The sequence below is a fragment of the Terrisporobacter petrolearius genome (assembly GCF_020748185.1).
GTDB lineage: Bacteria > Bacillota > Clostridia > Peptostreptococcales > Peptostreptococcaceae > Terrisporobacter > Terrisporobacter petrolearius.
Map to the genome: position 1 here is coordinate 55638 of NZ_JAHZMO010000011.1, position 24973 is coordinate 80610.

Here is a 24973-nt window from a genome sequence, read left to right on the forward strand (position 1 = left end):
TTAATCTTCCTCTACAATATAAAATGTGCCATCATAAAGCTTCATATCCAAAGCTATACTCATCTCATCATATCTTATCATCATCCTCTTGAATAACATATTTACTAATAATCCAAAGGAGTTATACGCATTTTTTAAATTTATATATCCAAATCTAAGTTCTTGAGACTTTCTTATATCTGCAACTTCCTCCATAAATATAAATATAAATCTATACATTAGCATTGAAATCTCTAAAACTATATCTGGTAAATGTAGTTTTTTAAATACAAATATTAATTGATTAAAAGGTGTTGTAAGCATTATAAAATAAATACAAGTCAAACATGATAATGCTCTAAAAAATAAACGTGTTGATGATACTATTGATTCATTTGAAACACCTATGTATAAACTTCCTATATTTATACTGTATAATAATGATTCTTTATCTTTAGAAAAATTTAAAAGTATCATAATTATACTTAAAATTAGAAATACCAAGGGAATTTTAATAAAATGAATGTAATCTTTAAATTCAATTTTTGCAATTCCAACTATAACAAAACTCATTATACCTATAACCAATAAAGATATATAATTGTAAGGATTAATTAGTGATAAAATTAGTAGTAGCATACCTATGGCAAATTTCATATTTGGATTAACTTTAGACAACTTATTTTTATAAGCATAATCATCTATTATCATTTAAGCTTTCTTCTCTCATTTTTTTCTTAGTTCTAGTAGTTCCTATATAATATCCTATTATTCCTGCTCCAAGTGCTGCTTGTGATGCAAAGAGTAAACTTTCAATTTCTCCACTTGCAGGTTCTATTAAACTGCTAAACCATGGCTCATACTCTGGATTTATTTCAGTTATTACACCTTCTGCTTCTCCATCTGCTCCTCCAAACTCTGCACCTTTTTGAGTTATTAACGGAACAATAATTATAGCTAAAACTAATAGAAATAATATCACAGTTAGCTTCACATTACTTGACTTTTTTGTTGTTGAACTTTGCATTATGCTAACACCTCTCTCTCCTCATTTTCAGTTATAAAGTTATAAATTATAACTGTAAGTAATCCTTCTGCTATTGCTATAGGTACTTGAGTAACAAAGAATACTCCTAGGAATTTTACTGCTGAAGCCATAAATCCACCTGCTGGATCTGGGAAGGCAAGGCCTAATTGGAATGATGTTACTGTATATGTTAACAAATCTCCTAATGCTGCTGCTAAAAATACTGCAACTTTTTTATCCATTTTGTCTTTACATAGTTTCCAAATTCCAAAAGAAACTAATGGTCCTACAATTGCCATTGAAAAAGCATTTGCTCCTAAAGTTGTAATTCCACCATGGGCTAATAGTAATGCTTGGAACAATAATACTATTGTTCCTAAAACAACTGTTGCACTAGGTCCAAATAATATTGCTGCAAGTCCTACACCTGTTGGATGGGAGCAACTACCTGTAACTGATGGAATTTTTAATGCTGATAATACAAAGACGAAGGCTCCACAAAGAGCTAATAATAATTTCTTTTTAGGTTGCTCATTAACTATTTTAGCAATATTTTTAAGTCCTACTACGAAGAATGGAATAAATATTACCCACCAAATTATAGCCCATTTTACTGGTAAAAAACCTTCCATGATGTGCATTGCATTTGAGACTACTGGTGTGATCATTAGCATAAAGGCTGCTATTAATGACCATTTTAAATTACTTTTTTTCATACTACATACATCTCCCTTTTAATTATTTTTAGGGTGTATATCTTATTATTTTGATTCATTTAAGTAAGTTTTCTTGTTGTAATTAAATATTCTGTTTCCTTATTTGTTGATAATTAAAAAACCTAACCAAAAGGTTAGGCTAGTATCTTTTAATTTCCAACATAAAATGTTTTCTAATAAGATACTTCCTTCACCCCGAAGAAATTTCTTTTCATATTTTAGGCAGGTATCCTGACTTAGTTTCATTCTACTCCTCACCTTCCCATAGCTTAACACTACAGTGGTTTTCTGAGTTTCGTCCACATTACAGTAACGGGGGCTGTAGAGGCATTTCACCTCTTTCCCTATTAATCGTTAAAGAACCTAAAATATTTTTTATTATTCTTACAATTTAATTCTATACCAAATTATGTATATAATCTATAAAAAAAATTTCTTTTCATAAAAATATGTTAAAAATTTATCTTTAAGATTGTTTTAATGTTACATTATTATACTCATACTATAAAATAAATTGCTAAAGAGGTGATAAATTTTGCTAAAATAATAATACTTATAGCATATATAACATCTATTTTTAATTGGCTATTTTGTATAAATATATTATAAAAGACTGTATGTAATTTAATTTTCATACAGCCTTTCTTCATTGTAAATCTATTCTTACTGTTCTTCGTCTATTTCATATCTTATTAAATAAGTATCCGTTTTTACACTTTCCCATGAACCTTCACTAAGTTGTCTCATAGGCATGTGACTTATATCAACAGCATTACAAATTGGGTATTTTGTATTTAGTTTTTTCGTTGAATAATTACCCAAATCTACGTCATATAAATCTTCATTATCTTCGTAATACTCTTCTTCATTTTTATAAACTACAGTATAATAAGCGCTATTTTTATATTGCTTAAATTTTGTGTTACTTATAACATCTAAAAGTGCCTCAATATCCATATTATAATAACCCACTGAGCCAAACATAAAAGTTTCATTCTCATTTTCATAAGTCTTGCTTGTTTTTATACTATAATTATTTCTGTTAGCTGATATAAAATAAGTCTTATTATTTAAATCTCGTATAGTATATTGTAAACTTCTTATTTTATCATCTTTATTATATTGCAAATCAAGAGATTCTACACTAGCCATATCCTCTATGCCTAGTTCTTTTTTTATAATTTCATAATCATTTTTTAAACCTTTAATATTTATATTTTTTATAGAAATTTCTCTATCTCTATATTCCACTTTATTATATATTATTGAATTTAATATTCCTAAGCAAAGTATAACGAGACCTAGAATACTTGCCTTTTTCTTTATTATACTATTTGCTCTTTCTTTATTTTTCATAAAAGCTAAATATATAGCAAAACCTACAGGAATAGTTAAAGTAAAACTATCAAGATTGAAATCAAATGTAAATACCCCTAATAAATAGAATCCTACTAATTTTAATCCCAGATAATTTTCAGCTTCTTCTTTATTGTTGTATAAGTAAACTAAAAAAAATATTGCAAAAACCAATAAAACAATGCTTAATAAATCGTTTTCATATATATATTCAATGAATTTATATATATACTCCATACCTAATTCCCCCTCAAAATACTGTACTTATATAGATATTATCATATTACTATTTACTTATATAATTACAATATATTACAATGCCTTGCTAGTTTAATATAAGTACAAAAATAAACTCCCTAAATAGTTTATTTAGAAAATCTCTTTTTTAAAACATTCTTTATATATTTTCCATGCTACTATTATTTTCACTATCATCAGCTAAGGCAAATACAGTTTTTTCAGAGTTTTACATTTACTAAATGAGTTGATATAACTTAATTTCAGAGTTTATCAACAGCGTAAATTTAACTATAGTTTCCTAAAATGTAAAAAAGAAGGAACACAGTCCTTCTTTTCTAATCATCTATACTTATATCTCCTGTTTTTACATTTACTACAATCTTATTTACTGGATCATTTCCATATTGTCCAGTGAAAGAATCTGATGATTGTGATACATTGCTAAACTTTAAGCCTGTATCTAAATCCCCGAAACTCTTATTTCCTTCAAAAATAAAACTTAAATTTTTATTTGTATATAACTCCACATCTCCAACTTTTGATTTAATTCTAAAGTCCCCATTCAAATTTTCTATATTACAAGTTATATCTCCAACTTGAGATTCTATGCTACCTTTTCCACTAAATTTGTCTATATCAATATCTCCAGTTTTTCCTTTAATATTTACTTCTTTTCCATATAGGTAATTAAAGTTCACATCTCCAACTTTGTTGTTTATAGTAATTTTATTAGAATTTATTTTTTGATTTCCAGCAATATCCCCAGTTACAACGTCAATTGATAGATTATTCAATTTTAAATCTGAATCAAATGTTATATCTCCTACTCTGTTGTTAATAGTTATATTTTCCCTATAAGATTTTGGAATCTTTATTTCCACTTGTAAAGAATATCCATTAAATATTCCAAATATATTTCTACTTGATTTATTATTGAAATCCTCAATTTTTAATGTATCTGATTTAATGTCCCCATTGATATACTTATTATTTTTTAACGTTTTATTACATTTCACAATTACTTTTATATTATCTTCATTATTTTCAGTAACAATTAAATCACTGGCGTTAAAATCAGTTTTTATATTCTTTATCTTATTTATATCGTCAAATTTTAATTCTTTTACTACTTTCATATTTGAAGCTGTAAAACTTCTATTAAAAATATTACCTGAAAATACATTTCCACCCCATCCTTTTATGCCTACTGCTAATACTAATGCTAATAAAATTGCAACAATAGACCAAAGAATCATTCTAAGTTTAACCCAATTTTTATCATTCATTAATCTATCTCCTTATATTCAAAATAAGCTCTTATTACTTTTTCTATGGCCCCACCTATTACAAACATTATCCATGTTATATGCCATGCACCTGTTGTAAAACTTATTAGTAAATATATTGCTGTAATTATTGCCCACATAGCACTTTCAATAGATTTTCTCACTCTTCTACTTTTATTAGTGGTACTTTTCCATTCTTTAAAATCTTCTACTAAGGTGTCATCCTGCTTCATATATTGTGGCTTTGTCATATTGTTATAAATTAAAAGGCCTGTAGCACCTGCTATTAATAAGAACATTATAACTACCCCTAAAGTTTCAAATCCAAAGCCTTCAAAAACTATTACACTTACAGGGCATAATATATACATCATTACTGATATTGCAGTAATTTTTGCACTTTTCTTCTTATCCCAGCTTTCCTTTGTTATTTCTAAAGGATCCTTTTCAAATAAATTATCAATATTTCCTATACTTGATATAACCTTATTATATGCCATTTCATCATCCATATTATTTTGTAATAAGTCATAATATTTATCTAGTAAATTTGCTAATAATTCTTCTTTAAACTCTTCTGTTCTTCGATTTTTTGGTGCATTTTCAAATAATTCTTGTACATAATCCTTTATTTTTACTTCATTGTTCCCTATCATAATATACCTTCCTCCTTAAATCAAACTATCAATTATATTTTTAGCTTCTTCCCAATCCAACTTATTTTGTTCATAAATTTGTATTCCCATTTTAGTAATTGAATAATATCTTCTTCTAGCTCCACTTCCTTCATTTCCCCAATATGAGGTAATTAGTTCAGCTTTTTCTAGCCTTCTAAATGCTGAGTATAATGTAGCTTCTTTTAGTTCATAAAGATTATTTGTTTTTTCTTTTATTACTTTATTAATGGCGTATCCATAACTATCGCCTTTTATAAGTTCATTTAATATTATGGTGTCTGTGTGTCCCCTTAGTAAATCTGATGTAATTGACAAGAATAGCATCTCCTTTTTCCTTATTTTACTATTATAATAACTTTATATACTTCGCCTGTCAAGGTATATATAAAAATATAATATGTTTTTTCTTAGAATATGTTAACAATAAAAAAATAGTAACTATATTAAATATATATAATATAGTTACTATTAACATCTGTTTATATTACTCTTGTAGTTTGATGTCGTGCTCAAGCGCAAAATTCCTTATATGCCAATTTTTCTTATTTTTTTATATTTAATTAAATGTAAATCCTTATAGAAACAATAAATACACAGTAAGCTTACAACATACTTTCGTGCAAGCAAAAAAGAACTCTAATTGCTAGAGTTCTTCATGTACAATTATCTTATATTTTAGATAACTTACTTAGGTTTTTATCTATAATTCTACTTTCCATAATCCATGAAGATTACAATAAGCATATGCTTCTAATACTTTATCATCTTCAGTTAAAGTAAATTCTATAATTGGATCACTATCTATTTCTAACTGTTTACGTTGCACACCTTGTGTAGTTAGAATATATATCCAACTTATATGATGCTCTTGTATCATAGGATGTAATGTGCTTCCAACTTGTACTTTTACTTTGTTTTCATTTATATTTAATACTGGTATATGTTTTTCTACTGAGGCTTCTGTTGTATTTGCCACTAGCTCATTCATTGTTTTACCACAGCATACTACTTTAGGTCCTTTATGGTCTATCATTTCTATTAAGTTTCCACAAACACTGCATATAAAAAATTTTTTTGAATTGTTCATTCTATAACCTCCTCCATATTAAATCCTCAACTATTAATAATTGTGATTATTTTATAACCTCCAGGTTGTAGCCTCCTAGATAATAATACAAGTATAATTTATCATATACTCTTATACTCTTAATTTTATCTTATATATAATTATAACTACTGTCAATATCAATCATTCTATCTGCCTACTTTCCAAATAATCATTTAAAAGTTTATTGCTTATAGTAAGCATACCAATGCACTGTTTCTATTAAGTTAAAAATCAAATGAAATAAATAAAACCTTTTCATAATACCTGTTGTTATATTTTTTTAATTTTACTCATAAGACTTTACATTACCATAAAAACAAAAAAGTTGCTATGATTATTTAGCAACTTTTAAATAATTTTAATATTTATTTAATATTTTTGACTCCATACTAAGTTTTGTATCTTCATCAATTATATTCCTCATTAATTTAAGCTTCCCATTATCTTCAAAATACTGTGATCCATATTTCAAATTAAATTCATAATCAAAATCATCAGTATTTTTCCCTTGATTGTGTTGAACTATAGTTTCAAGTTTATCCATAGCTTTTACAAGCTTAGCTTCTTTTGTAGAACATTCATTATATTCTTTCCACAAATCATATATTTTTTCACTTAAACTTTCTGGTAATGTTGTTAACATTCTTTTCATAGCCCTCTCTTCCATATGGGATTTATTATCATCTGCACCTTGTAGTTTTGCTGATATATCGCCATCATAAAGCTCCCCTAAATCATGAACCAAACTCATCTTTATGGCTTTATTAATATCAACATCTTTAAAGTCCTCTTCTAAGACCATTAACAACATTGCCAGCCTCCAAGAATGCTCTGCTGTAGATTCTCTTCGACCAGTTTTTGTCCAAGCAGTTCTTGTAACTGATTTTAAATTTTCTATTTCTTTTATAAATTCAATAACTTGATTAGTATTATTCATAGCAACTCTCCTGTACATATATGTTAACTATACTTTATCATAGACATATTATTAATTTACATGACATATGTCATTTGTAATTTCTAAAAAGAAGTAGCTTTCTCTTTCATCTTTTACTAGCTCTACTTTTTAGAGTCATAAATACACTCTTCTACAGATATTTTCATCATTTCTAGTCTTCGTTGAACCTTCTTTAATTTTTAGATTTCTTTATGTATGTATATTTCTTTATCTTTAATAAGACTTAAAATTTGTTCTAGAGAAGAGTCTTTCATTACCTCATCAATATCATTTAAAGAAAGATTTAATGTTTTATAAAAAATTATATCTGTTAAGCAATTTAAATCTTCAATTTTATAATATCTATATCCATTATTTTCATCTTTATTAGGTCCTAATAAACCTATATTATCATATTGCACCAAGGTGTACTGGGAAATATTAAACAGCTTACTTACCTCTCCAATTAAATATTTATCTTTCATATATACTATCCTTTTTTAATCTCATTTCTATACTTATATATTAAAAAAGTGTTTGATATAATGCAATAAATAAGCAAATTCATAATTTTTCAACATAAAAATAAACTACTTAGCACAGGCCAAGTAGTTTATTTTTTTAATGGGGTTTTTATATATTAATGTTATCATCTATTAAGCTATATTTTGTTTATTACCCTCAGCTTTTACTTTTCTTACTTTATTAAAGAATATAACTGTGAAAATTAAACCTGCAGCTAAACCTACTCCATTACCTATTGCTGGTGATAATCTAAACCCTTCTGGAGCTTGCATTATATAACTAAATGTTACTACTGTCATAAATATTGCTGGTATAACAGTTATAAAATAGTTTTTATTAGACTTAAGTAAGAACATTGTTCCTGTCCATAACATTATCATAGCTAATGTTTGGTTTGACCATGCAAAGTATCTCCATATTACGTTGAAATCTATAAATGTTAAAGCTACACCTACTGCAAATAAAGGTATTGCTATCATAAATCTATTTTTAATTGCATCTTGCTTTATATTAAATGTGTCAGCTATTGTAAGTCTAGCACTTCTAAATGCTGTATCACCTGAAGTTATTGGACATGCTACAACTCCTAGTATTGCTAATCCTGCTCCTACTGTTCCAAGTAAAGCAACTGACATTTCTTGAACACCTACTGCTGGATTTGTTCCATAAAGTGCTTGTAATTGTGGTTCACCATGGAAGAACGCCATTGCTGCTGCTGCCCATATTAAAGCTATAATTCCTTCTGCTACCATTGATCCATAAAATACTGGTCTTATTTCTCTTTCATGCTCAACACATCTAGCCATTAAAGGTGATTGCGTAGCATGGAATCCTGATATGGCACCACAAGCTATTGTTATAAATAAATATGGGAAAATTGATTTTCCTCCTGGATGTAAGTTAGTTAATGATAATTCTGGTATATTGTAACCTTTTACTATTAGCCCACCTGCTATACCAAGAGCCATTATTATAAGTGCCGCCCCAAATAGAGGATATATTTTTCCTATAACTTTGTCTATTGGAAGTATAGTTGCTAATATATAATAAGCAAATATTACTACTACCCATATTGATGTATCGATTTTAGTTAAATTGTTTAAAAGTCCTGCTGGTCCAGTTACAAATACTACACCTACTAAAACTAACAATACTACACTGAATACCACCATTACTTTTCTTGCACTTTCTCCTAAGTAAATACCAACAAGTTCTGATGCTGATACTCCTTTGTTTTTAAGTGATAAATAACCTGATAAAAAGTCATGTACACCACCTGCAAATATTGTTCCAAACACTATCCATAAAAATGCTGATGGCCCAAATAATGCCCCTTGAATTGCCCCAAATATTGGTCCAAGTCCTGCGATGTTTAAAAATTGGATAAGGAATATTTTCTTCCAATCCATTGGTACATAGTCAACTCCATCTTCTAAAGTTATTGCTGGAGTCTTTAATGAATCATCAATTCCAAATGTTCTTTCTACAAATCGTCCGTATATGAAATAACCTAAAATTAAAATAACAATTGCACTAAAAAAAGTAATCATAATTTCTACTCCCTCTATAGTTTTTTATAGAGACTTGTATTTCTTATCATTTTTCCATCTCTATACCAATATAGTACTCCTTATATTTAGGAAAACTATTTCTTATGTACGAATTGTCATAAATTATACATGAATTGCATTTATATATTCATAAGTTGCCTAAATAACTTCACCCTACCCCTACTTACTGTTATTTCATATTTACCTTTGTTCAGTTTTAAAATATAGGTATTATTAAACCAAGGTATAATTTCTTCTATTTTTTCTAGATTTACTAAGTAAGATCTATGAGTCCTAAAAAAGCTATCATTATTAATTGTTTTTTCTACTTCTGATATACATTCTCTTATTTCATATTCTTCATCTTTAGTAAAAATATGTGTATATCTTTCTCTTGCTTCACAGTAGTAAATATCATTTACATCAACTATGTGAATTTTATCATTTTTCCAAAGGCTTATTTTATTACTAACCTTTTGATACTCAACTTTATCTTTACAATTATCATCAAGGATAGCAGTTTTCAACTTATCTAACATGGAAATTATTCTTTCATCTGAATATGGTTTTAAAATATAATCAAAAATATCTAAATTGAATGCTTCCACTGCATAATTATCATAAGCAGTTATAAAAACTATTTTTGGTTTTCTCTCAAATTTATTTATAGTTTTGGCTAAAAGCATTCCATCTAACTTTGGAATATTAATGTCTAGAAATATGGCATTTAATGTATTTTCTTGTATAAAATTAAGTACGTCTAATCCGTTATCAAACTCATCCACAATTTCCATTTTTGTATATTTCTCAATAAAATACCTTAACTCTTTTCTTGCTGGAAATTCATCATCCACTATAATAACTTTCATTTTTTACCTCCCAACGTAAAACTCTATTAAAGTTCCACTATCTAGTTTTTTTATGTCTAATCCTCTATGATAATATAATTTTAGCCTTAAATGTACATTATAAAGACCTATTTTATTTTCAGGCATATTACCTGAATATAAATTTTCTATAACTTTATCGTCTATTCCCACTCCATCATCCTCAACAGATACTTTAACCTTTTCTCCTAAATCCTTAACTGAAACAATCACTTGTCCACTTTTATTTTTCTCCTTGCTTAAAATTCCATGAATAATTGCATTTTCAACTAGTGGCTGAATAATTAAACTTGGTATTTTGACATCCACGTCATCTATGTCATAAATAACTTTTAGTTTTTCACCAAATCTTGCTTTTTCTATTTCTACAAATGACTTTACTTGATCTATTTCTTTTTTTATACTTATGGGTTTATCATTAAACTCTAAATTGTGTCTAAGGTAAGTAGATAAATTTATTATAAGCTCTCTTGCTTTTTGAGGGTCAAAGCGTATAAATGATGCTATTGTATTCAAAGCATTGAATATAAAATGTGGATTAATTTGTCTTTGAAGAGATGTTATTTCTGCTTTTTTCCTTTCTTCTATCTCTTTTTTATCTTTTTCTATTACTTGTACAATAGACACCATAAATCCTATCCCCAATTGTCCAACAATAAGAGGTAAATATATGGACCTTATAATATCAATAGCTAAATTTGTAGGTTTTGAAATAAAATATATTAAAAATATTGTTATATTTTCTGAAATCATACCAATTAAAATTCCCCAAATAGCCCTTGATGATTTTGGTATCTTTTTGTGTGCGATACCAGATAATATTCCAGCAATAACACTAGATATAAAACAAGGTATAGATGTCATTCCCCCTGGATCAATAAAATATCTATGCGCTCCTGCAATAAATCCTGCCGGAATACTAACAACAGGTCCAAATAATACACCACCAGACACTATAGAAATTATTCTAGTATTTACAATAGATCCTTTGTAATGGATTCCGTTATATGTTGCCATTATTGCCAAAGAAGTAAATATTATAGATATAACAGCTAAATCTTTTTTACTGTATTTTTCTTTTTCAAAAATTTTTTTAAATGTATTTAATCTACTAATTAATAAAAATAGCATCACTAACAAACTTGTCTTTTCCATCAATGCTATTAAATAATCTGTCTTCATATGACTCCTCCTTTGCCCTTCACATTAAGTATATATTACCACTTTATTTTATTTCAAATAAACAATCAATTAATATATATAGTTTATTTCATCAAAAAAGGGCGTATCAAAAATGATACTACCCTTAATAAACTTAAATTTTATAATAATATATTTACTTCTTTTAGTTCCTTTTTTATCTCTTCCAAAGTATTTTCATCTGGTACTTCTATTGTATGAACATGATAATCTTGTGTTAAACTAGATAATTGTTTAAATCCATTCTTTTTACTATTTTTCATAAATATTTTAAGATCTCTATTTGATGCAAGGTTTAATTCAGCTTTTATTGTTCCATAAGTCGGATGATCTACTATAACATCCTTTACTTTGCCACCTAAATCAATAATTGTTTGCAATTCTAATAGAATCTGATCCTCATTATAATGATTTTTACATTTTATTTTAAATTCTTGATTCCTTATAGCATATATAATATATCCAGTAGATGTAGCTAATATATCAATTCCAGAAGCTCTTAATAGTGCAATATCCTTTACAACAATCTGTCTTGTTACATTAAGTTCTTTTGCTAAGTCTACACCTTTAACTGGTTTATTAGATGTTTTTAATATATGTAATAATTTTTCTCTTCTTTCATTGCTATTCATAACACACCTTCTTTTCAAATAATTAGTTTATCTATCTTTTTACTATTCTATATAGATTTTTACCATAAATCAATAGGTCATTTATTATACTTAATTGCAACATTATATATTATTAAGTTTTTAACTATCCTATTTTTTGTTGTGTAGTAATAACTACGGTGTTATAATGTTTTTACAAGTGTATATACACTTGTAAAAACATTATAACAGAAAAGGGTGTAAATATGAGGAATATTTTAAAAGAAAATATTTTACAGTTAAAAAAAGAAAAAAACGCTATAATACTTGCTCATCTATATGAGCCTGATGAAATACAAGAAATTGCTGATTATGTTGGAGATTCATATTATTTAAGCAAAATTGCTCGTGATTGTGAGGAAGAATTAATTATATTCTGTGGAGTAAAATTTATGGGGGAAAGTGCTAAAATTTTATCTCCACACAAAAAAATCATCTTGCCAGCTACTAATGCGGGATGTCCAATGGCTGATATGGCTAATGCCTCTGATTTAGAAGAAATAATAGCAAAATATCCAAATGCTTTTAAGGTATGTTATATAAATTCATCTTATGAAGTTAAAGCCCTTTGTGATGTTTCTGTTACTTCATCTAGCGCTTTAGACATTTTAAAAAATGTTCCTAATAAAGAAATTTTATTTTTACCAGATAGAAATTTAGGTAGTTACATATCTGAATTTTTCCCTGAGAAAGAATTTATTCTATGGGAGGGCTTCTGTCCTACTCATGAAAGACTTACTTCTGAGGAAGTATTAAGAGCTAAGAAAGATCATCCAAATGCAAAAATTTTAGCTCACCCAGAATGTAACAAACCAGTTAGAGACTTAGCTGATTATATAGGAAGCACAAGTGGAATCATAAACTATGCTACAAAATGTGAAGATGAAGAATTTATAATTTGTACAGAGGAGGGTATTTTGTATGAATTAAATAAAAGAAACCCTAATAAGAAGTTTTATTTCCCAGAAAAAATGATTTGTCCTAATATGAAAAAAACTTCTTTAGAGAAAGTTTATGACGCTTTATGCGGAAAAGTAGATGAAGTTGTTCTAGATAAAGATATATCAGAAAAAGCTTTAACATCTCTAGAAAACATGCATAAATTAGGGGAGATGGTTCTTTGTGGAAAATAAATATGTAGATGTTTTAGTAGTTGGATCTGGTGTAGCTGGACTATATTGCGCACTAAATCTTCGTCAAGATTTAGATGTAATTGTGGTTTCAAAGGACAAAATAGATTGTACTAATACATCTTTAGCTCAGGGTGGTATATCTGTGGCTAGGGATTTAGATGATGTTCCATTTTTTACTGAAGATACTTTAAAAGCTGGTAAATATAAAAATAATATTCAAGCTGTAAATGTTCTAACAAAAGAATCTATTGAAAACGTAGATTACCTAGTTTCTTTGGGACTTGATGTTGATAAAGATGAGGATGGTAATTGGGATTATACAAAAGAAGGTGCTCACTGTGTAAATAGAATTATACACACGCAAGATAATACTGGAGAAAATGTTGAAAAAATTCTTGTAAAAAATTCTTTTCAACATAAAAATATAAGAATCTCAGAGGATACATTCCTTGTTGATATAATTGAAAGAAACAACAAATGTATTGGCGCTATATTATTAAAAGATAAAGAACAAATTAATGTATTTGCTAAATTTGTAGTTCTTGCTTGTGGCGGAATTGGTGGTTTGTATAAAAATTCTACTAGCCAAAGAATTTTAAGAGGAGATGGTTTAGCTGTAGCTCTTAGACATGAAATAGAACTTAAAGATATTAATTATATTCAAATCCACCCTACTGCTTTTTATGATGAGTCTGGTGATGAAAGAAGATTTTTAATATCTGAATCTGTAAGAGGTGAAGGTGGAAAACTTTACAATATCAATGGAGAAAGATTTGTGGACGAACTTCAGCCTAGAGACGTAGTATCTGATGCAATCTTCAATGAAATGAAAAAAACTAATACACCTTATGTACATCTTGATATTAGTTTCTTAAATGAAGAATATCTTAAAAACCGTTTTTCTACTATTTATAATAAATGTTTAGAAAAAGGTACTGATATTACAAAAGGTCCTATAAAAGTTTCTCCTGCTCAACATTATTTTATGGGTGGTATCAAGGTGGATTTAAATAGTAAAACCTCCATGAAAAACCTATATGCCGTTGGTGAAACTGCTTGCACAGGAATTCATGGTGCCAATAGACTGGCTAGTAACTCTTTACTTGAAGGCCTTGTTTTCTCTAAAAGAGCTGCCAAAGATATTAATGAAAACATAGATCAATTTAATCTAACAAAAGTGTATATTGATGAAATGTATACTAGCAGAGAAGAAATTGAAGAAGAAAATAAACGTATAGTAGTAAATGCTATTAAAGATAAGGGTGGAGTTATAGATGATTAACTTTTTAGTAGTAGATAAAATAATTAAAAATGCTCTTGTGGAAGATATCCCTGGAGAAGATATAAGTACAAATTCTGTAATTAGTGAAGATAGTAATTCTACTGTAGATTTAATTTGCAAAGAAGAAGGAATCGTGGCTGGACTTAAAGTTTTTGAAAGAGTTTTTAAAATTCTTGGCCATGTGGAAGTTACTTTTTTTAAAAATGATGGGGATAAAATTTATCCTGGCGATAAAATAGCTCTTATAAAAGGAAATACTAGATTCATTCTTCAAGGTGAGCGTGTTGCTCTAAATTTATTACAAAGAATGAGTGGTATAGCTACACTTACTAATAAATATGTTAGAGAAATTGAACATACAAACGCTAAATTATTGGACACAAGAAAAACCACACCTAACTTAAAAATACTTGAAAAATATGCAGTTAAAGTTGGCGGTGGTCATAATCATAGATTCAATTTATCTGATGGTGTTATGCTAAAAGACAATCATATTTCAGCCGCTGGCGGCATTGCTAATGCTGTTAAGCTATGTAGAGAAAATTCTTCTTTTGTTAGAAAAATTGAAGTTGAAACTGAAACATTAGATATGGTTAAAGACGCTCTACAAGCTAGTGCTGACATTATTATGCTAGATAACATGAATTTAGAAGTAGCAAAAGAAGCCATAAATATGATTGGTGACAAAGCAATTATAGAGTTTTCTGGTAATGTGGGATTGGAAAATATTAAACATATTGCTGAGATTGGTGTTGATTGTATATCCGTTGGTGCTCTTACTCATTCTGTAAAAAATCTTGATCTTAGTATGAAAAACTTAAAAAATATATAACTTATGAAAATAAAGAGTAATAATTTTAGATGATTTTAGTCTAAAACTATTACTCTTTTTATTTATGAAATAATTTTATATATTAAATTAAATTTCTTCTTTGACAATCATAGTTGTCAAAGCTAATATGTAATTATGACAATTATAGTTGTCATTTTTACAATGTGATTAGTTAGGAGAATTATATGCCATTAAATAATCGTTTAAAAGAATATCGAACTAAGATTAATGTAAATCAAACGCAGATGGGAAACCTAGTTGGAGTATCTAGGCAGACAATTAGTCAAATTGAGCGTGGAGATTATTCTCCTTCAGTTACTTTAGCATTAAAAATAGCAAAGATTTTCAATGTAAGCGTGGAAAATCTTTTTAGTTATGAGGAGGATGAAGTTGTCAAATAATATAGATTATTACGGAAAAATATTATGGGATTATCATAAATTAAATCAAAAAACTGAAAAGGTTGAAATTATTTTAGGACTTGGAAGTCATGACTTATTTGTTGCTAGAAGATGTGCTGAACTTTTCCTAAAAGGATATGGCGATAATATAATTTTTACTGGTGGTTTTGGCAGAATTACTAAAAATATCTGGAATATGACTGAAGGGGAAAAATTCACAGAAGTGGCTATAGATATGGGTGTTCCCAAAAACAAAATTATTATTGAAAATAAAGCTTCAAATACTGGCGAAAATATAAGTAAAACAAAAAAAATGTTGAAAAACTTAGACTTATACCCTTCATCTTTTTTAATTGTAGATAAGCCTTATAGGGAAAGAAGGACTTTTGCCACCATAAAAAAACAGTGGCCTGAAATTAATTTTCTTATTACATCTCCTCAACATAGCTATGAGGAGTACTGTTCTTTTTATTCTGATGGTGAAATTTCTAAAGATGAATTTATAAGCATTATGGTTGGTGATTTACAGCGAATTGATTTATATGGGAAAAATGGATTTCAAATTAAACAAGATATCCCTGTTGAAGTTATTGATGCTTATGACAAGTTAATTAGTTTCGGATACGTTAAACAATTATTATTAACAAAATAACAAGGAGAACCCTCTTAAGGAGTTCTCTTCATCTTAAACTTATATTATTGTGTCCGATTGTAGTAAAATCCTTTAATACAATCTAAATCTTTATTTATTGGTGTAAGTTTTTGATCTAATGATTTATTTATGTTATTAAATAATTCTTTATCTATAGCTATACCTCCAAAGTTCATTCTATAAATACTATTAGCTTTTTTTAGTTTATAATAATAAAAAATGTCAACATTATGCTGACATTTTTATATTTGAATACTTCTATACTCTTTTATACTTTACTTATATTACAAGTAACTGTTCTTTATTCAATAGTACCTCTTCCATATCTATATTAATATATTTTTTATGATAAGTTCACTACCATGGTATAATCATAAATAGCCACGCTGCTAGAGCACCACCTATAATTGGTCCTACAATTGGTACTATAGCATAATCCCATCTAGAACTTCCTTTTCCTTTAATTGGTAGTATTGCATGAGCTATTCTTGGTCCTAAGTCTCTAGCTGGGTTTATAGCATATCCAGTTAATCCACCTAAAGACATACCTATTGATACTATTATTCCAAATACAAATAGATAATTTAATCCCATGTCTCCAACACCTGCAACATTGCCAATTCCTTTTATTGCAAATACCAAAACAAAAGTTCCTATTATTTCACTTAAAAAATTATATGGTTTATTTTCTATTGATGGAGCAGTACAAAATACACCTTTTAATGTATTTGGATCATCTGTTTCATCAAATTGACATTTAAATAAAATATATACTAAACATGCACCTACAAATCCGCCCAACATTTGTGCCATTATATACCCTGGTACCATTGACCAAGCAAATGATCCATCAATTGCTAATGCTATAGTTAAAGCTGGATTAAAATGAGCTCCTGATGCTGCTCCAAATATAAATGCTGGTAATAATACTGCAAGACCCCAAGCTATTGTAATCTGTATTGATCCTGCACCTTTCATTCCAGATTTATTTAGATTTACATTAGCAACTACACCGTCTCCCAATAAAATTAGAATCATCGTACCTAAAAATTCACTTATGTATGGTAACATTTAGATTCACTCCCTTATTTAATTTAATTATTAGCTTAAGCTAGTTGCCTCTTTTACATCTTCTTTATCTTCTTTTGCCCATCCATATGAACGTTTTACTGCCTTGTTCCATCCTTCAATTTTTTCTTTTCTTTCTTCACATGATATAGCTGGTTCAAATATTTCGTCTATGCCCCAGTTTCTGATTACATCTTCTTTACTTTTCCAATATCCAACAGCAAGTCCTGCTAAGTATGCTGCCCCCATTGCTGTAGTTTCTACACAAACTGGGCGTTTAACTGGTGCGTCAATCATATCACTTTGCATTTGCATTAATAAATTATTAGCACTTGCTCCACCATCAACTTTTAATGCTTCTAGCTCTATTCCTGAATCAGCTTTCATAGCTTGTAATACATCATTTACTTGGAATGCTAGTGATTCTAATGTAGCTCTTATTATGTGGTATTTATTTACACCACGTGTAAGACCTACTATTGTACCTCTTGCATATTGATCCCAGTGTGGAGCCCCAAGTCCTGTAAATGCAGGTACCACATAACATCCATTAGTATCATCTACCTTTTTAGCCATATATTCAGAATCAGCTGCTGAATCTAATATTCTGAGTTCATCTCTTAGCCATTGTATAGATGCCCCAGCAACAAATATAGACCCTTCAAGTGCATAATTTACTTTTCCATCAAGTCCCCAAGCTATAGTAGTAACTAACCCATTTTTAGAATATACTGGAGTTTCTCCTGTATTCATCAACATAAAGCACCCTGTACCATATGTATTTTTTGCTTCTCCAGCCGTAAAACAAGTTTGACCAAATAAAGCAGCTTGTTGATCACCTGCAGCTCCTGATATTGCTATTTCTTTACCAAAATATGATGAATCTGTATATCCATATACAGCACTCGACGGCATAGCCTTAGGTAACATAGATTCTGGAATATTCAATTCTTCTAATATTTCTTTGTCCCAAGTTAAATCTTTTATGTTAAATAATAATGTGCGAGATGCATTTGAATAGTCTGTCACATGAACTTTACCCTTAGTTAATTTCCATATTAGCCAAGTTTCTACTGTACCAAATAACAGTTCTCCTTTTTCAGCTCTTTCTCTTACTCCTTCTACGTTATCTAATATCCATTTTAATTTTGTCCCGGAGAAATACGCATCTATTATAAGACCAGTTTTTTCTCTAAACTTATCTGTAAGGCCTTTTTCTTTTAGTGTATCGCAATACTCTGATGTTCTTCTACATTGCCAAACTATAGCATTATGTACTGGTTCTCCAGTGTTTTTGTCCCATACAATAGTTGTTTCTCTTTGATTAGTAATACCTATTGCAGCTACATCTTCTGCACCTATTCCTAATTTTGCCATAGCTTCAACTGCAACACCTAACTGAGATGACCAGATTTCATTTGCATCATGCTCAACCCATCCTGGTTTAGGAAAATATTGTGTAAATTCTTTTTGTGCTACACTACACATTTCTCCTTTCTCATTGAACAATATACATCTGTTACTAGTAGTTCCTGCATCAAGCGCCATTACATATTTTGGCATATACCTTTCCTCCTTATTTTATAATTAAATTTTAATTAATAGGCTTAAATAATTTACTTGTGTATATAACCGTCTTTAAATCGTTTTCCTGGGTTATATAATTATTTTTTAAAATGAATTTACATAAAAAAAGTAATATTAAATAAAGGCTTACGCCAATTTAATATTACTCTCCAATTCTCATGTATTTTTATTCAATTTTATATTTAATATGTTAACATACTATTTTTTCAGTAGCAACTATTGATATTTTATTAACAGAATAATTTTTATTTACAAAAAATTCACCCTAAAGTAATTTTTAAAAGCCATTAATAAACTCTATATTAATGGCTTTTTCATATCTATATATCTAATTTAACATCATAAAACTTCATCCAATTATTAAACTGAATTAAATAAGCAATAACTTGTGGACCAGTCATCAATTGGCCATACCAGGGTTGCTCAAAAGATGCACCTCCAGTATCAATCAATCTAGAAACAAAATCATAATCCATAATTTGATGAATTGGAGAGGTTTTGTCTTCTAAAATCAATCTTAACATTTGGCTAACTTCTTTAGTATACTCAGGATTGTGAGTTTTTGGATAAGGACTTTTCTTTCTGTCTATAATATCATCTGGTACTAAACCTCTTACAGCTTCACGGAGTAGTCCTTTTTCTCTGCCATGTAGTAACTTTATATCTTTTGGTAAATTAAAAGCATATTGCACTAATCTCTTGTCACCAAAAGGCACTCTTCCTTCCAGGCTATTAGACATTGTCATTCTATCTTTTCTATTAATTAAAGTAAGCATAAAATGCTTAATGTTGATATAAGATAATTCTCTTATTATTCTATCCTCATGACTTTCCCCTGGTAATTTTTCTACTCTATTTATACTATCTCTACAAGTTTGTTTTGCATAATCTTCAATAGGAAGTGATTTTAAATCATCTTTTAAAATGTTTTTTCTGTAACCTATGGAGTTTGACCAAGGAAATATTTCAATAGAATTGTACTCTTTTGTAAACCAAGGATATCCTCCAAATACTTCGTCAGCACATTCTCCTGACAAAGCTACTGTAGCATATTTTCTTACTTCTTTTGCAAATAAATATAGTGATGAGTCTATATCTGCCATACCTGGCAAATCAGCAGCTATAGTTGCATCATCTAAAGCATGTGCTAAGTCAACATTATCTAAAACAATGCTATGATGATTGCTTCCTAAGAAATCTACCATTCTCTTTGCAAATTTTGAGTCAGAATTTGGTTGATATAGACTTTTCTTAAAGTATTTATCATTATCTTCATAATCTATAGAAAAAGTATTTAGGGTACCAAATCCCTCTTCTTTAAATTTATCAAAGGCTACCTTTGAAATTATACTTGAGTCAAGTCCTCCAGATAAAAAAGTGCATACAGGAACATCACTGACAAGTTGATTTTCTATAACTTCTACTAACAAATCTCTAACAGTATTTTTTGTTTTTTCTAAATCATCCTCATGTTCTCGTACTTCTAGTTTCCAGTACTCATTTAAAGTTATACCTTTCTCATTAAATATTAAATAAAATGCTGGTGGAACTTCTTTTATATCTTTAAATATTCCACTACCTATGTTTCGGCCTGGCCCTAAAGATATAAGTTCAAGTAAACCATCTTTATCTACTACTGAATCTACATTTGGATGTCGTAATAAAGTTTTTATTTCCGATGCAAAAACTAAATTACCATCTTTATAAGAGTAAAAAAGTGGTTTAATTCCAAGTGGATCTCTACACAAAAATAGCTCTTGATTATATTCGTCCCAAATTCCAAATGCAAAAATACCATTAAGATGTTCTACACAGTTTTTACCGTATTCAATATATGATGTTAAAATAACCTCTGTATCACCATAGGAATCAAAAGAGTATCCTTTTGCAAGCAAATCAGACCTTACCTCTTCTGTGTTATAAAGTTCGCCATTGTAACAAATAGTGTATTCTTTATCACCTATTTTTTTTGTCATAGGTTGAAGACCACCAGTTGGATCAACTATAGCAAGTCTTCTATGACCAATTAATGCATGATCATAAACTTTTAATCCTCCTGAATCAGGTCCTCTATGCTTTAGCGTATTAATCATTTTGTCCATTATATTGGAGTAATCCCTTATATTATTTTTAAGATTAGACCATCCTACAATTCCACACATAATATAGCCTCCATTTGTTCAATATATATCACTATATGTTGAATACATAATTTTTGATACATCCAAGATTTATTCTTTTTCGTTAAAATTTCAATACGGTTAATTTTATTTAAATATATAATATATAATTAGGTATTTCCCTTATTTTTTAAATTTATTCATTTTTTAAATCATGCATAAAAGTAATTTTAAAGTGTATAAAATTATCATTTATTTCTGCTTTTATACTACCATTCATCTTTTCAACTAAGAGCTTAGTTATAGTAAGTCCTAATCCAGAACTTTGATTATTTCTTGATTCATCTTTCATATAAAAGCGGTTAAATAGTTTTTCTACAGGAATTTCTTCTAAATTTTTCACATTATTACTAAAAATTATATCAATATTATCCCTTGATTCTTTTATACATGCTTTAAAAGTATCCTTTGTATACTTAATTGCATTTTGAATCAGGTTGATGAAAATCCTTTCTATAATTTTTAAATCGCCTTGAATTATTATTGCCTCATCACCAAGGTTCAATTCTACATCTATATTTTTTTTATCAAAATCATTGTAAAAAATCAACAATTGCTCCATTAACTCTTTATGTATGTCTATATTTTTTATTTCTATCTTATATTCATCAGTTTCTAGCCTAGATAAATCATAAAAATCTTGAATCAAATTTTTTAATGCTCTAGATTTTTTCTCTACTATTGAAATATATTCATATTTTTCTTCATTACTTATTTCCTCATCCTTCATCAAATCTATATAACCTAATATGGATGTTAATGGAGTTCTTAAGTCATGAGATATATTTTCTATTTCTTTTCTTAATTCTTTTTCTCTTAGGCTACTTTTAATTTTTTCCATTTGGGTTATTTCTAAATAATTATTCATTTCTTCTAATAAATTTTCCATATCCTTATGTGGAGAGAACAAAGTAAGTCTTCTATTTTTTTCTATATCTTTGCTGATTTCTTTTAAATTATCCTTTGCTTCTCTAATATTTTTAGAAAGTAAAAAAAAGCGTGCAGAAAAATACACACTTGTAAAAAATAAAACTATAACCATAAATATCATAATCTGCACACCCCATTTAATATTATTTTATTTCAACTTTTTCAAATAATTTCATTCCCAATAAATAAAATACTATTGTTCCAACAATTCCTACTATAAAGCAATTTATTAATCCTTGTTGACTACTCCAAAAGAATATAAATTTATGATCTCCACTTCCTTGTGTAATATCTTTGACTATATTCCATGGCATAAACTGTGCTACTTTTCTTAATATTTCAATTCTAGCTCCCAATAACTCTAATATTTTTGGTATTATGACCATAATAGAAACCCACCACATTCCAACTGCTGTTTCATTTTCAAATATAAAATAAAAACAATGAGCAACAGTAGCACTAATTAATAATAATGGTGCACAAGCTATTAAAGCTCTTATTAGCTCATTTAAATAAGCATCTCCACTATTATCAAGTAATATTAAACCACTTACAATGTAAACAGAACTAATAAAAACCAAATTAATTAAAGCTATAACTAACAAAACTATAAATTTACCAAAATAAATTTCACTTCTTGGTATACCATAAGAAATAGAATTTTTTAAAGTATGACTTTTGTGCTCTTGTCCAAATACTACCCCTACCATGGGTAGACATAAAACTAGTGGTATCCCCATACTTGAATATAATGATGAAAAAGAAAACCAAGTACCTGCATAAGGAAAGTTTGGTGTATTATTGGCAAAAACTGCAAGGACACCATTTAAAAATATAACAAATGACATACACCCAAATAAATATATATAATTTCCCTTAGAATGCAAATTACGATAAAATTCACTTTTAATATAATTAAGCATGTTGAACACCTACAATTAAAGACATATAATAATTTTCAAGATTTAAAGATTTTTCTTCCATAGCTAATAGACCTATGCTATTAGAAACAGCTAAACTACTTATTTTTCCCGGATTATCAATCCCTTCAAATATCTGTATTCTATCTTCTGGCAATACTTTATAATTCTTATACCCTAGCTTTTCTTCTAGCAATGCTGACATTTTTTTAGGATTACTCACCTTAATTTCTAAGTAAGTTTTGCATTTTTCCTCAAGTTCTTTTGCTGATAATTCTTCTACTAAATGTCCTTTATTTAAAAATCCATAACAAGTTGCAACATTTGATAATTCAGATAATATATGGCTTGATATTAAAATTGTTATGTTCTTTTCTTTATTAAGTTTTAAAAGTAAATTTCTTATTTCTATAATTCCTGATGGATCTAGTCCATTTATCGGTTCATCCAACAACAATAATTCTGGTTCTTTCATCATTGCCAATGCTAATCCTAGTCTTTGTTTCATACCAAGTGATAGATCTTTAAATTTCTTTTTCTTAGCATCTAATAAATTTACTTCGTCTAAAACTTTATCTATTTTGTCCTTACCAGGTATTCCCCTTTGAATCCTATAGTACTCCATATTTTGCTCTACTGTTAATTTTTCATAAAAACTTGGCGATTCTATTATTGTTCCTGTTCTACATCTAGCATTATTTAATTCTTCTTTTGATGATTTTTCAAATAATTCAAATTGACCGCTACTGGCTACTCCTTGACCTGTTAAAATTCTAAGCAATGTAGTTTTGCCAGCGCCATTATTCCCTACTAAACCATAAATATCTCCTTGATTTACAGTAATATTTATATTTGATAATGCAAAATCTTTACCATATTTTTTACACAATTTATGTGTTCTTATAACTGATTTCATCCTTAATCTCCTCAACTTTTTAACCTTTTAAGTTTTAATTAACCTTATATTTATAATAATACAAAAATATTTTTAATAAATATTCAAGAAAGTTTAAAGAAAGTTTAAAGATTATTAATTATTATTTAATTTAAATCCTATACCCCAAACTGTTTTTATGTATTCATCTTCTTTTTCTATTTCTTTTATTTTCTTTCTTATATTACTCACATGCATATTTACAGAATTGTCTTCCCCATAATAACCATTTTTCCATACTAATTCGTATAAGGCTTCTCTTGAATAAACCTTGTCTGGATTTTTTATTAAAATATATAAAATATCAAACTCATGATTAGTCAAAGAAATATTTTCATTTCTAATCTTAACTGTTCTAGACTGTTCATTTAATATCAGTTCTTTAAATTTATATTCATCTTCATTTTCCAAGTTATGATTAAACGTATTACCAAATTTTCTATATCTTCTTAGCTGAGAATTTACTCGAGCTAATATTTCTTCTAGTTCAAATGGCTTCGTCAAGTAATCATCATCACCTAAATCCAATATGTTAACTTTGTCTTCCAATGAAGTTTTTGCTGAAATAACTATAATAGGCATGTCTTGCTTTTCTCTAGTTATTTTTATTAATTCTTCTCCTGTAATCCCTGGTAACATTAAATCTAACATTACTAAATGAAACTTATCCATCGACAAACGAAGATGAGCTTCACTTCCAGAGAAGGCTTGAGTAACTCTATATTGTTGTTTTTGAAGTGTTTTAGAAATGAGATTATTTATATCAGCATCGTCTTCAACTACTAAAATATGTTCTTTCTCCATAATTCTTCTCCTTACAATAAATTATAATAAAAATATTTTTTCATATACTATTATATTAGTTAATTTATTCCATTTTTACAAATATGTTTGAGTTATTATAATTTGTAGGAAT

The 24973-nt window shown here is 28.1% G+C and carries 27 protein-coding genes and 1 riboswitch; of the genes, 5 read left to right on the forward strand and 22 right to left on the reverse strand.

Annotated features, from left to right (window positions below; translation table 11 throughout):
- The 14 genes from cbiQ to K0040_RS08840 all read right to left on the reverse strand — a co-directional run bounded on the left by cbiQ (window position 1) and on the right by K0040_RS08840 (window position 12120).
- Entirely contained in the window at window positions 1–690 is a 690-nt protein-coding gene (cbiQ, locus tag K0040_RS08775; RefSeq protein WP_228108524.1) for a cobalt ECF transporter T component CbiQ, read from the reverse strand.
- The gene (locus tag K0040_RS08780) at window positions 677–1006 is read right to left on the reverse strand and encodes an energy-coupling factor ABC transporter substrate-binding protein (RefSeq protein ID WP_228108525.1); all 330 of its coding nucleotides are present in this window, start codon (window positions 1004–1006) and stop codon (window positions 677–679) included. The genes cbiQ and K0040_RS08780 overlap by 14 nt, the downstream gene beginning before the upstream one ends.
- A complete protein-coding gene (locus K0040_RS08785; RefSeq protein ID WP_228108526.1) occupies window positions 1006–1722 on the reverse strand; it encodes an energy-coupling factor ABC transporter permease in 717 nt (238 codons plus the stop codon). The genes K0040_RS08780 and K0040_RS08785 overlap by 1 nt, the downstream gene beginning before the upstream one ends.
- Before the next feature lie 204 nt (window positions 1723–1926).
- Window positions 1927–2104, reverse strand: a riboswitch (cobalamin riboswitch).
- Between the two features lie 281 nt (window positions 2105–2385).
- Entirely contained in the window at window positions 2386–3315 is a 930-nt protein-coding gene (locus K0040_RS08790) for a hypothetical protein (RefSeq protein WP_228108527.1), read from the reverse strand.
- Window positions 3316–3653: 338 nt separating this feature from the next.
- Window positions 3654–4604, reverse strand: coding sequence for a DUF4097 family beta strand repeat-containing protein (locus K0040_RS08795; protein ID WP_228108528.1), 951 nt, complete (start codon window positions 4602–4604; stop codon window positions 3654–3656).
- Window positions 4604–5260, reverse strand: coding sequence for a permease prefix domain 1-containing protein (locus K0040_RS08800; RefSeq protein ID WP_228108529.1), 657 nt, complete (start codon window positions 5258–5260; stop codon window positions 4604–4606). The genes K0040_RS08795 and K0040_RS08800 overlap by 1 nt, the downstream gene beginning before the upstream one ends.
- A gap of 15 nt (window positions 5261–5275) precedes the next feature.
- Entirely contained in the window at window positions 5276–5596 is a 321-nt protein-coding gene (locus K0040_RS08805; protein WP_228108530.1) for a PadR family transcriptional regulator, read from the reverse strand.
- A 385-nt stretch (window positions 5597–5981) separates the two neighbouring features.
- Window positions 5982–6368: a desulfoferrodoxin family protein gene (locus K0040_RS08810; protein WP_228108531.1), complete on the reverse strand. Its 387-nt coding sequence runs from the start codon at window positions 6366–6368 to the stop codon at window positions 5982–5984.
- Window positions 6369–6747: 379 nt separating this feature from the next.
- Window positions 6748–7326: an HD domain-containing protein gene (locus tag K0040_RS08815; RefSeq protein WP_228108532.1), complete on the reverse strand. Its 579-nt coding sequence runs from the start codon at window positions 7324–7326 to the stop codon at window positions 6748–6750.
- A gap of 200 nt (window positions 7327–7526) precedes the next feature.
- Window positions 7527–7811, reverse strand: coding sequence for a MerR family transcriptional regulator (locus K0040_RS08820; RefSeq protein ID WP_228108533.1), 285 nt, complete (start codon window positions 7809–7811; stop codon window positions 7527–7529).
- 171 nt (window positions 7812–7982) lie between these two features.
- Entirely contained in the window at window positions 7983–9401 is a 1419-nt protein-coding gene (locus K0040_RS08825; RefSeq protein ID WP_228108534.1) for a carbon starvation CstA family protein, read from the reverse strand.
- A 140-nt stretch (window positions 9402–9541) separates the two neighbouring features.
- On the reverse strand, window positions 9542–10270 hold the full coding sequence (locus tag K0040_RS08830; protein WP_228108535.1) for a LytR/AlgR family response regulator transcription factor: 729 nt from the start codon (window positions 10268–10270) through the stop codon (window positions 9542–9544).
- 3 nt (window positions 10271–10273) lie between these two features.
- Window positions 10274–11470: a sensor histidine kinase gene (locus K0040_RS08835; RefSeq protein ID WP_228108536.1), complete on the reverse strand. Its 1197-nt coding sequence runs from the start codon at window positions 11468–11470 to the stop codon at window positions 10274–10276.
- 140 nt (window positions 11471–11610) lie between these two features.
- Window positions 11611–12120 (reverse strand): transcription repressor NadR, encoded by a 510-nt coding sequence (locus K0040_RS08840; protein WP_228108537.1) that lies wholly within the window; start codon window positions 12118–12120, stop codon window positions 11611–11613.
- Between the two features lie 224 nt (window positions 12121–12344).
- Here K0040_RS08840 and nadA point away from each other — a divergent pair, with 224 nt between their 5' ends.
- The 5 genes from nadA to K0040_RS08865 all read left to right on the forward strand — a co-directional run bounded on the left by nadA (window position 12345) and on the right by K0040_RS08865 (window position 16438).
- On the forward strand, window positions 12345–13271 hold the full coding sequence (gene nadA, locus K0040_RS08845) for a quinolinate synthase NadA (protein WP_228108538.1): 927 nt from the start codon (window positions 12345–12347) through the stop codon (window positions 13269–13271).
- Window positions 13261–14553, forward strand: a complete 1293-nt coding sequence (locus K0040_RS08850; protein ID WP_228108539.1) for an L-aspartate oxidase — start codon at window positions 13261–13263, stop codon at window positions 14551–14553. The genes nadA and K0040_RS08850 overlap by 11 nt, the downstream gene beginning before the upstream one ends.
- Window positions 14546–15385 carry a carboxylating nicotinate-nucleotide diphosphorylase gene (gene nadC, locus K0040_RS08855; protein WP_228108540.1) on the forward strand — a complete coding sequence of 280 codons (840 nt, stop codon included), beginning with the start codon at window positions 14546–14548 and terminating at the stop codon, window positions 15383–15385. The genes K0040_RS08850 and nadC overlap by 8 nt, the downstream gene beginning before the upstream one ends.
- A 185-nt stretch (window positions 15386–15570) precedes the next feature.
- Window positions 15571–15786 (forward strand): helix-turn-helix transcriptional regulator, encoded by a 216-nt coding sequence (locus tag K0040_RS08860; protein ID WP_228108541.1) that lies wholly within the window; start codon window positions 15571–15573, stop codon window positions 15784–15786.
- The gene (locus K0040_RS08865; protein WP_228108542.1) at window positions 15776–16438 is read left to right on the forward strand and encodes a YdcF family protein; all 663 of its coding nucleotides are present in this window, start codon (window positions 15776–15778) and stop codon (window positions 16436–16438) included. Before K0040_RS08860 ends, K0040_RS08865 begins: the two co-directional genes overlap by 11 nt.
- Window positions 16439–16482: 44 nt before the next feature.
- Here K0040_RS08865 and K0040_RS20690 read toward each other — a convergent pair whose 3' ends face one another.
- From K0040_RS20690 to K0040_RS08900, 8 genes are all read right to left on the reverse strand, one after another.
- On the reverse strand, window positions 16483–16614 hold the full coding sequence (locus tag K0040_RS20690) for a hypothetical protein (RefSeq protein ID WP_265588841.1): 132 nt from the start codon (window positions 16612–16614) through the stop codon (window positions 16483–16485).
- A gap of 181 nt (window positions 16615–16795) precedes the next feature.
- Window positions 16796–17509: an MIP/aquaporin family protein gene (locus K0040_RS08870; protein ID WP_228108543.1), complete on the reverse strand. Its 714-nt coding sequence runs from the start codon at window positions 17507–17509 to the stop codon at window positions 16796–16798.
- 30 nt (window positions 17510–17539) lie between these two features.
- The gene (gene glpK, locus K0040_RS08875) at window positions 17540–19069 is read right to left on the reverse strand and encodes a glycerol kinase GlpK (protein WP_228108544.1); all 1530 of its coding nucleotides are present in this window, start codon (window positions 19067–19069) and stop codon (window positions 17540–17542) included.
- 344 nt (window positions 19070–19413) lie between these two features.
- The gene (asnB, locus tag K0040_RS08880) at window positions 19414–21255 is read right to left on the reverse strand and encodes an asparagine synthase (glutamine-hydrolyzing) (protein ID WP_228108545.1); all 1842 of its coding nucleotides are present in this window, start codon (window positions 21253–21255) and stop codon (window positions 19414–19416) included.
- A 154-nt stretch (window positions 21256–21409) separates the two neighbouring features.
- Window positions 21410–22324, reverse strand: coding sequence for a sensor histidine kinase (locus K0040_RS08885; protein ID WP_228108546.1), 915 nt, complete (start codon window positions 22322–22324; stop codon window positions 21410–21412).
- A 22-nt stretch (window positions 22325–22346) separates the two neighbouring features.
- Window positions 22347–23126 (reverse strand): ABC transporter permease, encoded by a 780-nt coding sequence (locus K0040_RS08890; RefSeq protein WP_228108547.1) that lies wholly within the window; start codon window positions 23124–23126, stop codon window positions 22347–22349.
- Window positions 23119–24039: an ABC transporter ATP-binding protein gene (locus K0040_RS08895; RefSeq protein ID WP_228108548.1), complete on the reverse strand. Its 921-nt coding sequence runs from the start codon at window positions 24037–24039 to the stop codon at window positions 23119–23121. Before K0040_RS08895 ends, K0040_RS08890 begins: the two co-directional genes overlap by 8 nt.
- A gap of 114 nt (window positions 24040–24153) precedes the next feature.
- Window positions 24154–24861 carry a response regulator transcription factor gene (locus K0040_RS08900; protein WP_228108549.1) on the reverse strand — a complete coding sequence of 236 codons (708 nt, stop codon included), beginning with the start codon at window positions 24859–24861 and terminating at the stop codon, window positions 24154–24156.
- Window positions 24862–24973 lie beyond the last annotated feature (112 nt).

Excerpts from the sequence above, each read along its gene's own strand:
- nadC (WP_228108540.1), top strand. The coding sequence starts at position 14,546 with ATGATTAACTTTTTAGTAGTAGATAAAATAATTAAAAATGCTCTTGTG.
- K0040_RS20690 (WP_265588841.1), bottom strand. The coding sequence starts at position 16,614 with ATGAACTTTGGAGGTATAGCTATAGATAAAGAATTATTTAATAACATA.
- K0040_RS08835 (WP_228108536.1), bottom strand. The coding sequence starts at position 11,470 with ATGAAGACAGATTATTTAATAGCATTGATGGAAAAGACAAGTTTGTTA.
- K0040_RS08830 (WP_228108535.1), bottom strand. The coding sequence starts at position 10,270 with ATGAAAGTTATTATAGTGGATGATGAATTTCCAGCAAGAAAAGAGTTA.
- K0040_RS08820 (WP_228108533.1), bottom strand. The coding sequence starts at position 7,811 with ATGAAAGATAAATATTTAATTGGAGAGGTAAGTAAGCTGTTTAATATT.
- K0040_RS08800 (WP_228108529.1), bottom strand. The coding sequence starts at position 5,260 with ATGATAGGGAACAATGAAGTAAAAATAAAGGATTATGTACAAGAATTA.
- K0040_RS08895 (WP_228108548.1), bottom strand. The coding sequence starts at position 24,039 with ATGAAATCAGTTATAAGAACACATAAATTGTGTAAAAAATATGGTAAA.
- K0040_RS08890 (WP_228108547.1), bottom strand. The coding sequence starts at position 23,126 with ATGCTTAATTATATTAAAAGTGAATTTTATCGTAATTTGCATTCTAAG.
- K0040_RS08795 (WP_228108528.1), bottom strand. The coding sequence starts at position 4,604 with ATGAATGATAAAAATTGGGTTAAACTTAGAATGATTCTTTGGTCTATT.
- asnB (WP_228108545.1), bottom strand. The coding sequence starts at position 21,255 with ATGTGTGGAATTGTAGGATGGTCTAATCTTAAAAATAATATAAGGGAT.
- cbiQ (WP_228108524.1), bottom strand. The coding sequence starts at position 690 with ATGATAATAGATGATTATGCTTATAAAAATAAGTTGTCTAAAGTTAAT.
- K0040_RS08815 (WP_228108532.1), bottom strand. The coding sequence starts at position 7,326 with ATGAATAATACTAATCAAGTTATTGAATTTATAAAAGAAATAGAAAAT.
- K0040_RS08870 (WP_228108543.1), bottom strand. The coding sequence starts at position 17,509 with ATGTTACCATACATAAGTGAATTTTTAGGTACGATGATTCTAATTTTA.
- K0040_RS08790 (WP_228108527.1), bottom strand. The coding sequence starts at position 3,315 with ATGGAGTATATATATAAATTCATTGAATATATATATGAAAACGATTTA.
- K0040_RS08900 (WP_228108549.1), bottom strand. The coding sequence starts at position 24,861 with ATGGAGAAAGAACATATTTTAGTAGTTGAAGACGATGCTGATATAAAT.
- K0040_RS08810 (WP_228108531.1), bottom strand. The coding sequence starts at position 6,368 with ATGAACAATTCAAAAAAATTTTTTATATGCAGTGTTTGTGGAAACTTA.
- glpK (WP_228108544.1), bottom strand. The coding sequence starts at position 19,069 with ATGCCAAAATATGTAATGGCGCTTGATGCAGGAACTACTAGTAACAGA.
- K0040_RS08840 (WP_228108537.1), bottom strand. The coding sequence starts at position 12,120 with ATGAATAGCAATGAAAGAAGAGAAAAATTATTACATATATTAAAAACA.
- K0040_RS08860 (WP_228108541.1), top strand. The coding sequence starts at position 15,571 with ATGCCATTAAATAATCGTTTAAAAGAATATCGAACTAAGATTAATGTA.
- nadA (WP_228108538.1), top strand. The coding sequence starts at position 12,345 with ATGAGGAATATTTTAAAAGAAAATATTTTACAGTTAAAAAAAGAAAAA.
- K0040_RS08825 (WP_228108534.1), bottom strand. The coding sequence starts at position 9,401 with ATGATTACTTTTTTTAGTGCAATTGTTATTTTAATTTTAGGTTATTTC.
- K0040_RS08785 (WP_228108526.1), bottom strand. The coding sequence starts at position 1,722 with ATGAAAAAAAGTAATTTAAAATGGTCATTAATAGCAGCCTTTATGCTA.
- K0040_RS08780 (WP_228108525.1), bottom strand. The coding sequence starts at position 1,006 with ATGCAAAGTTCAACAACAAAAAAGTCAAGTAATGTGAAGCTAACTGTG.
- K0040_RS08885 (WP_228108546.1), bottom strand. The coding sequence starts at position 22,324 with ATGATATTTATGGTTATAGTTTTATTTTTTACAAGTGTGTATTTTTCT.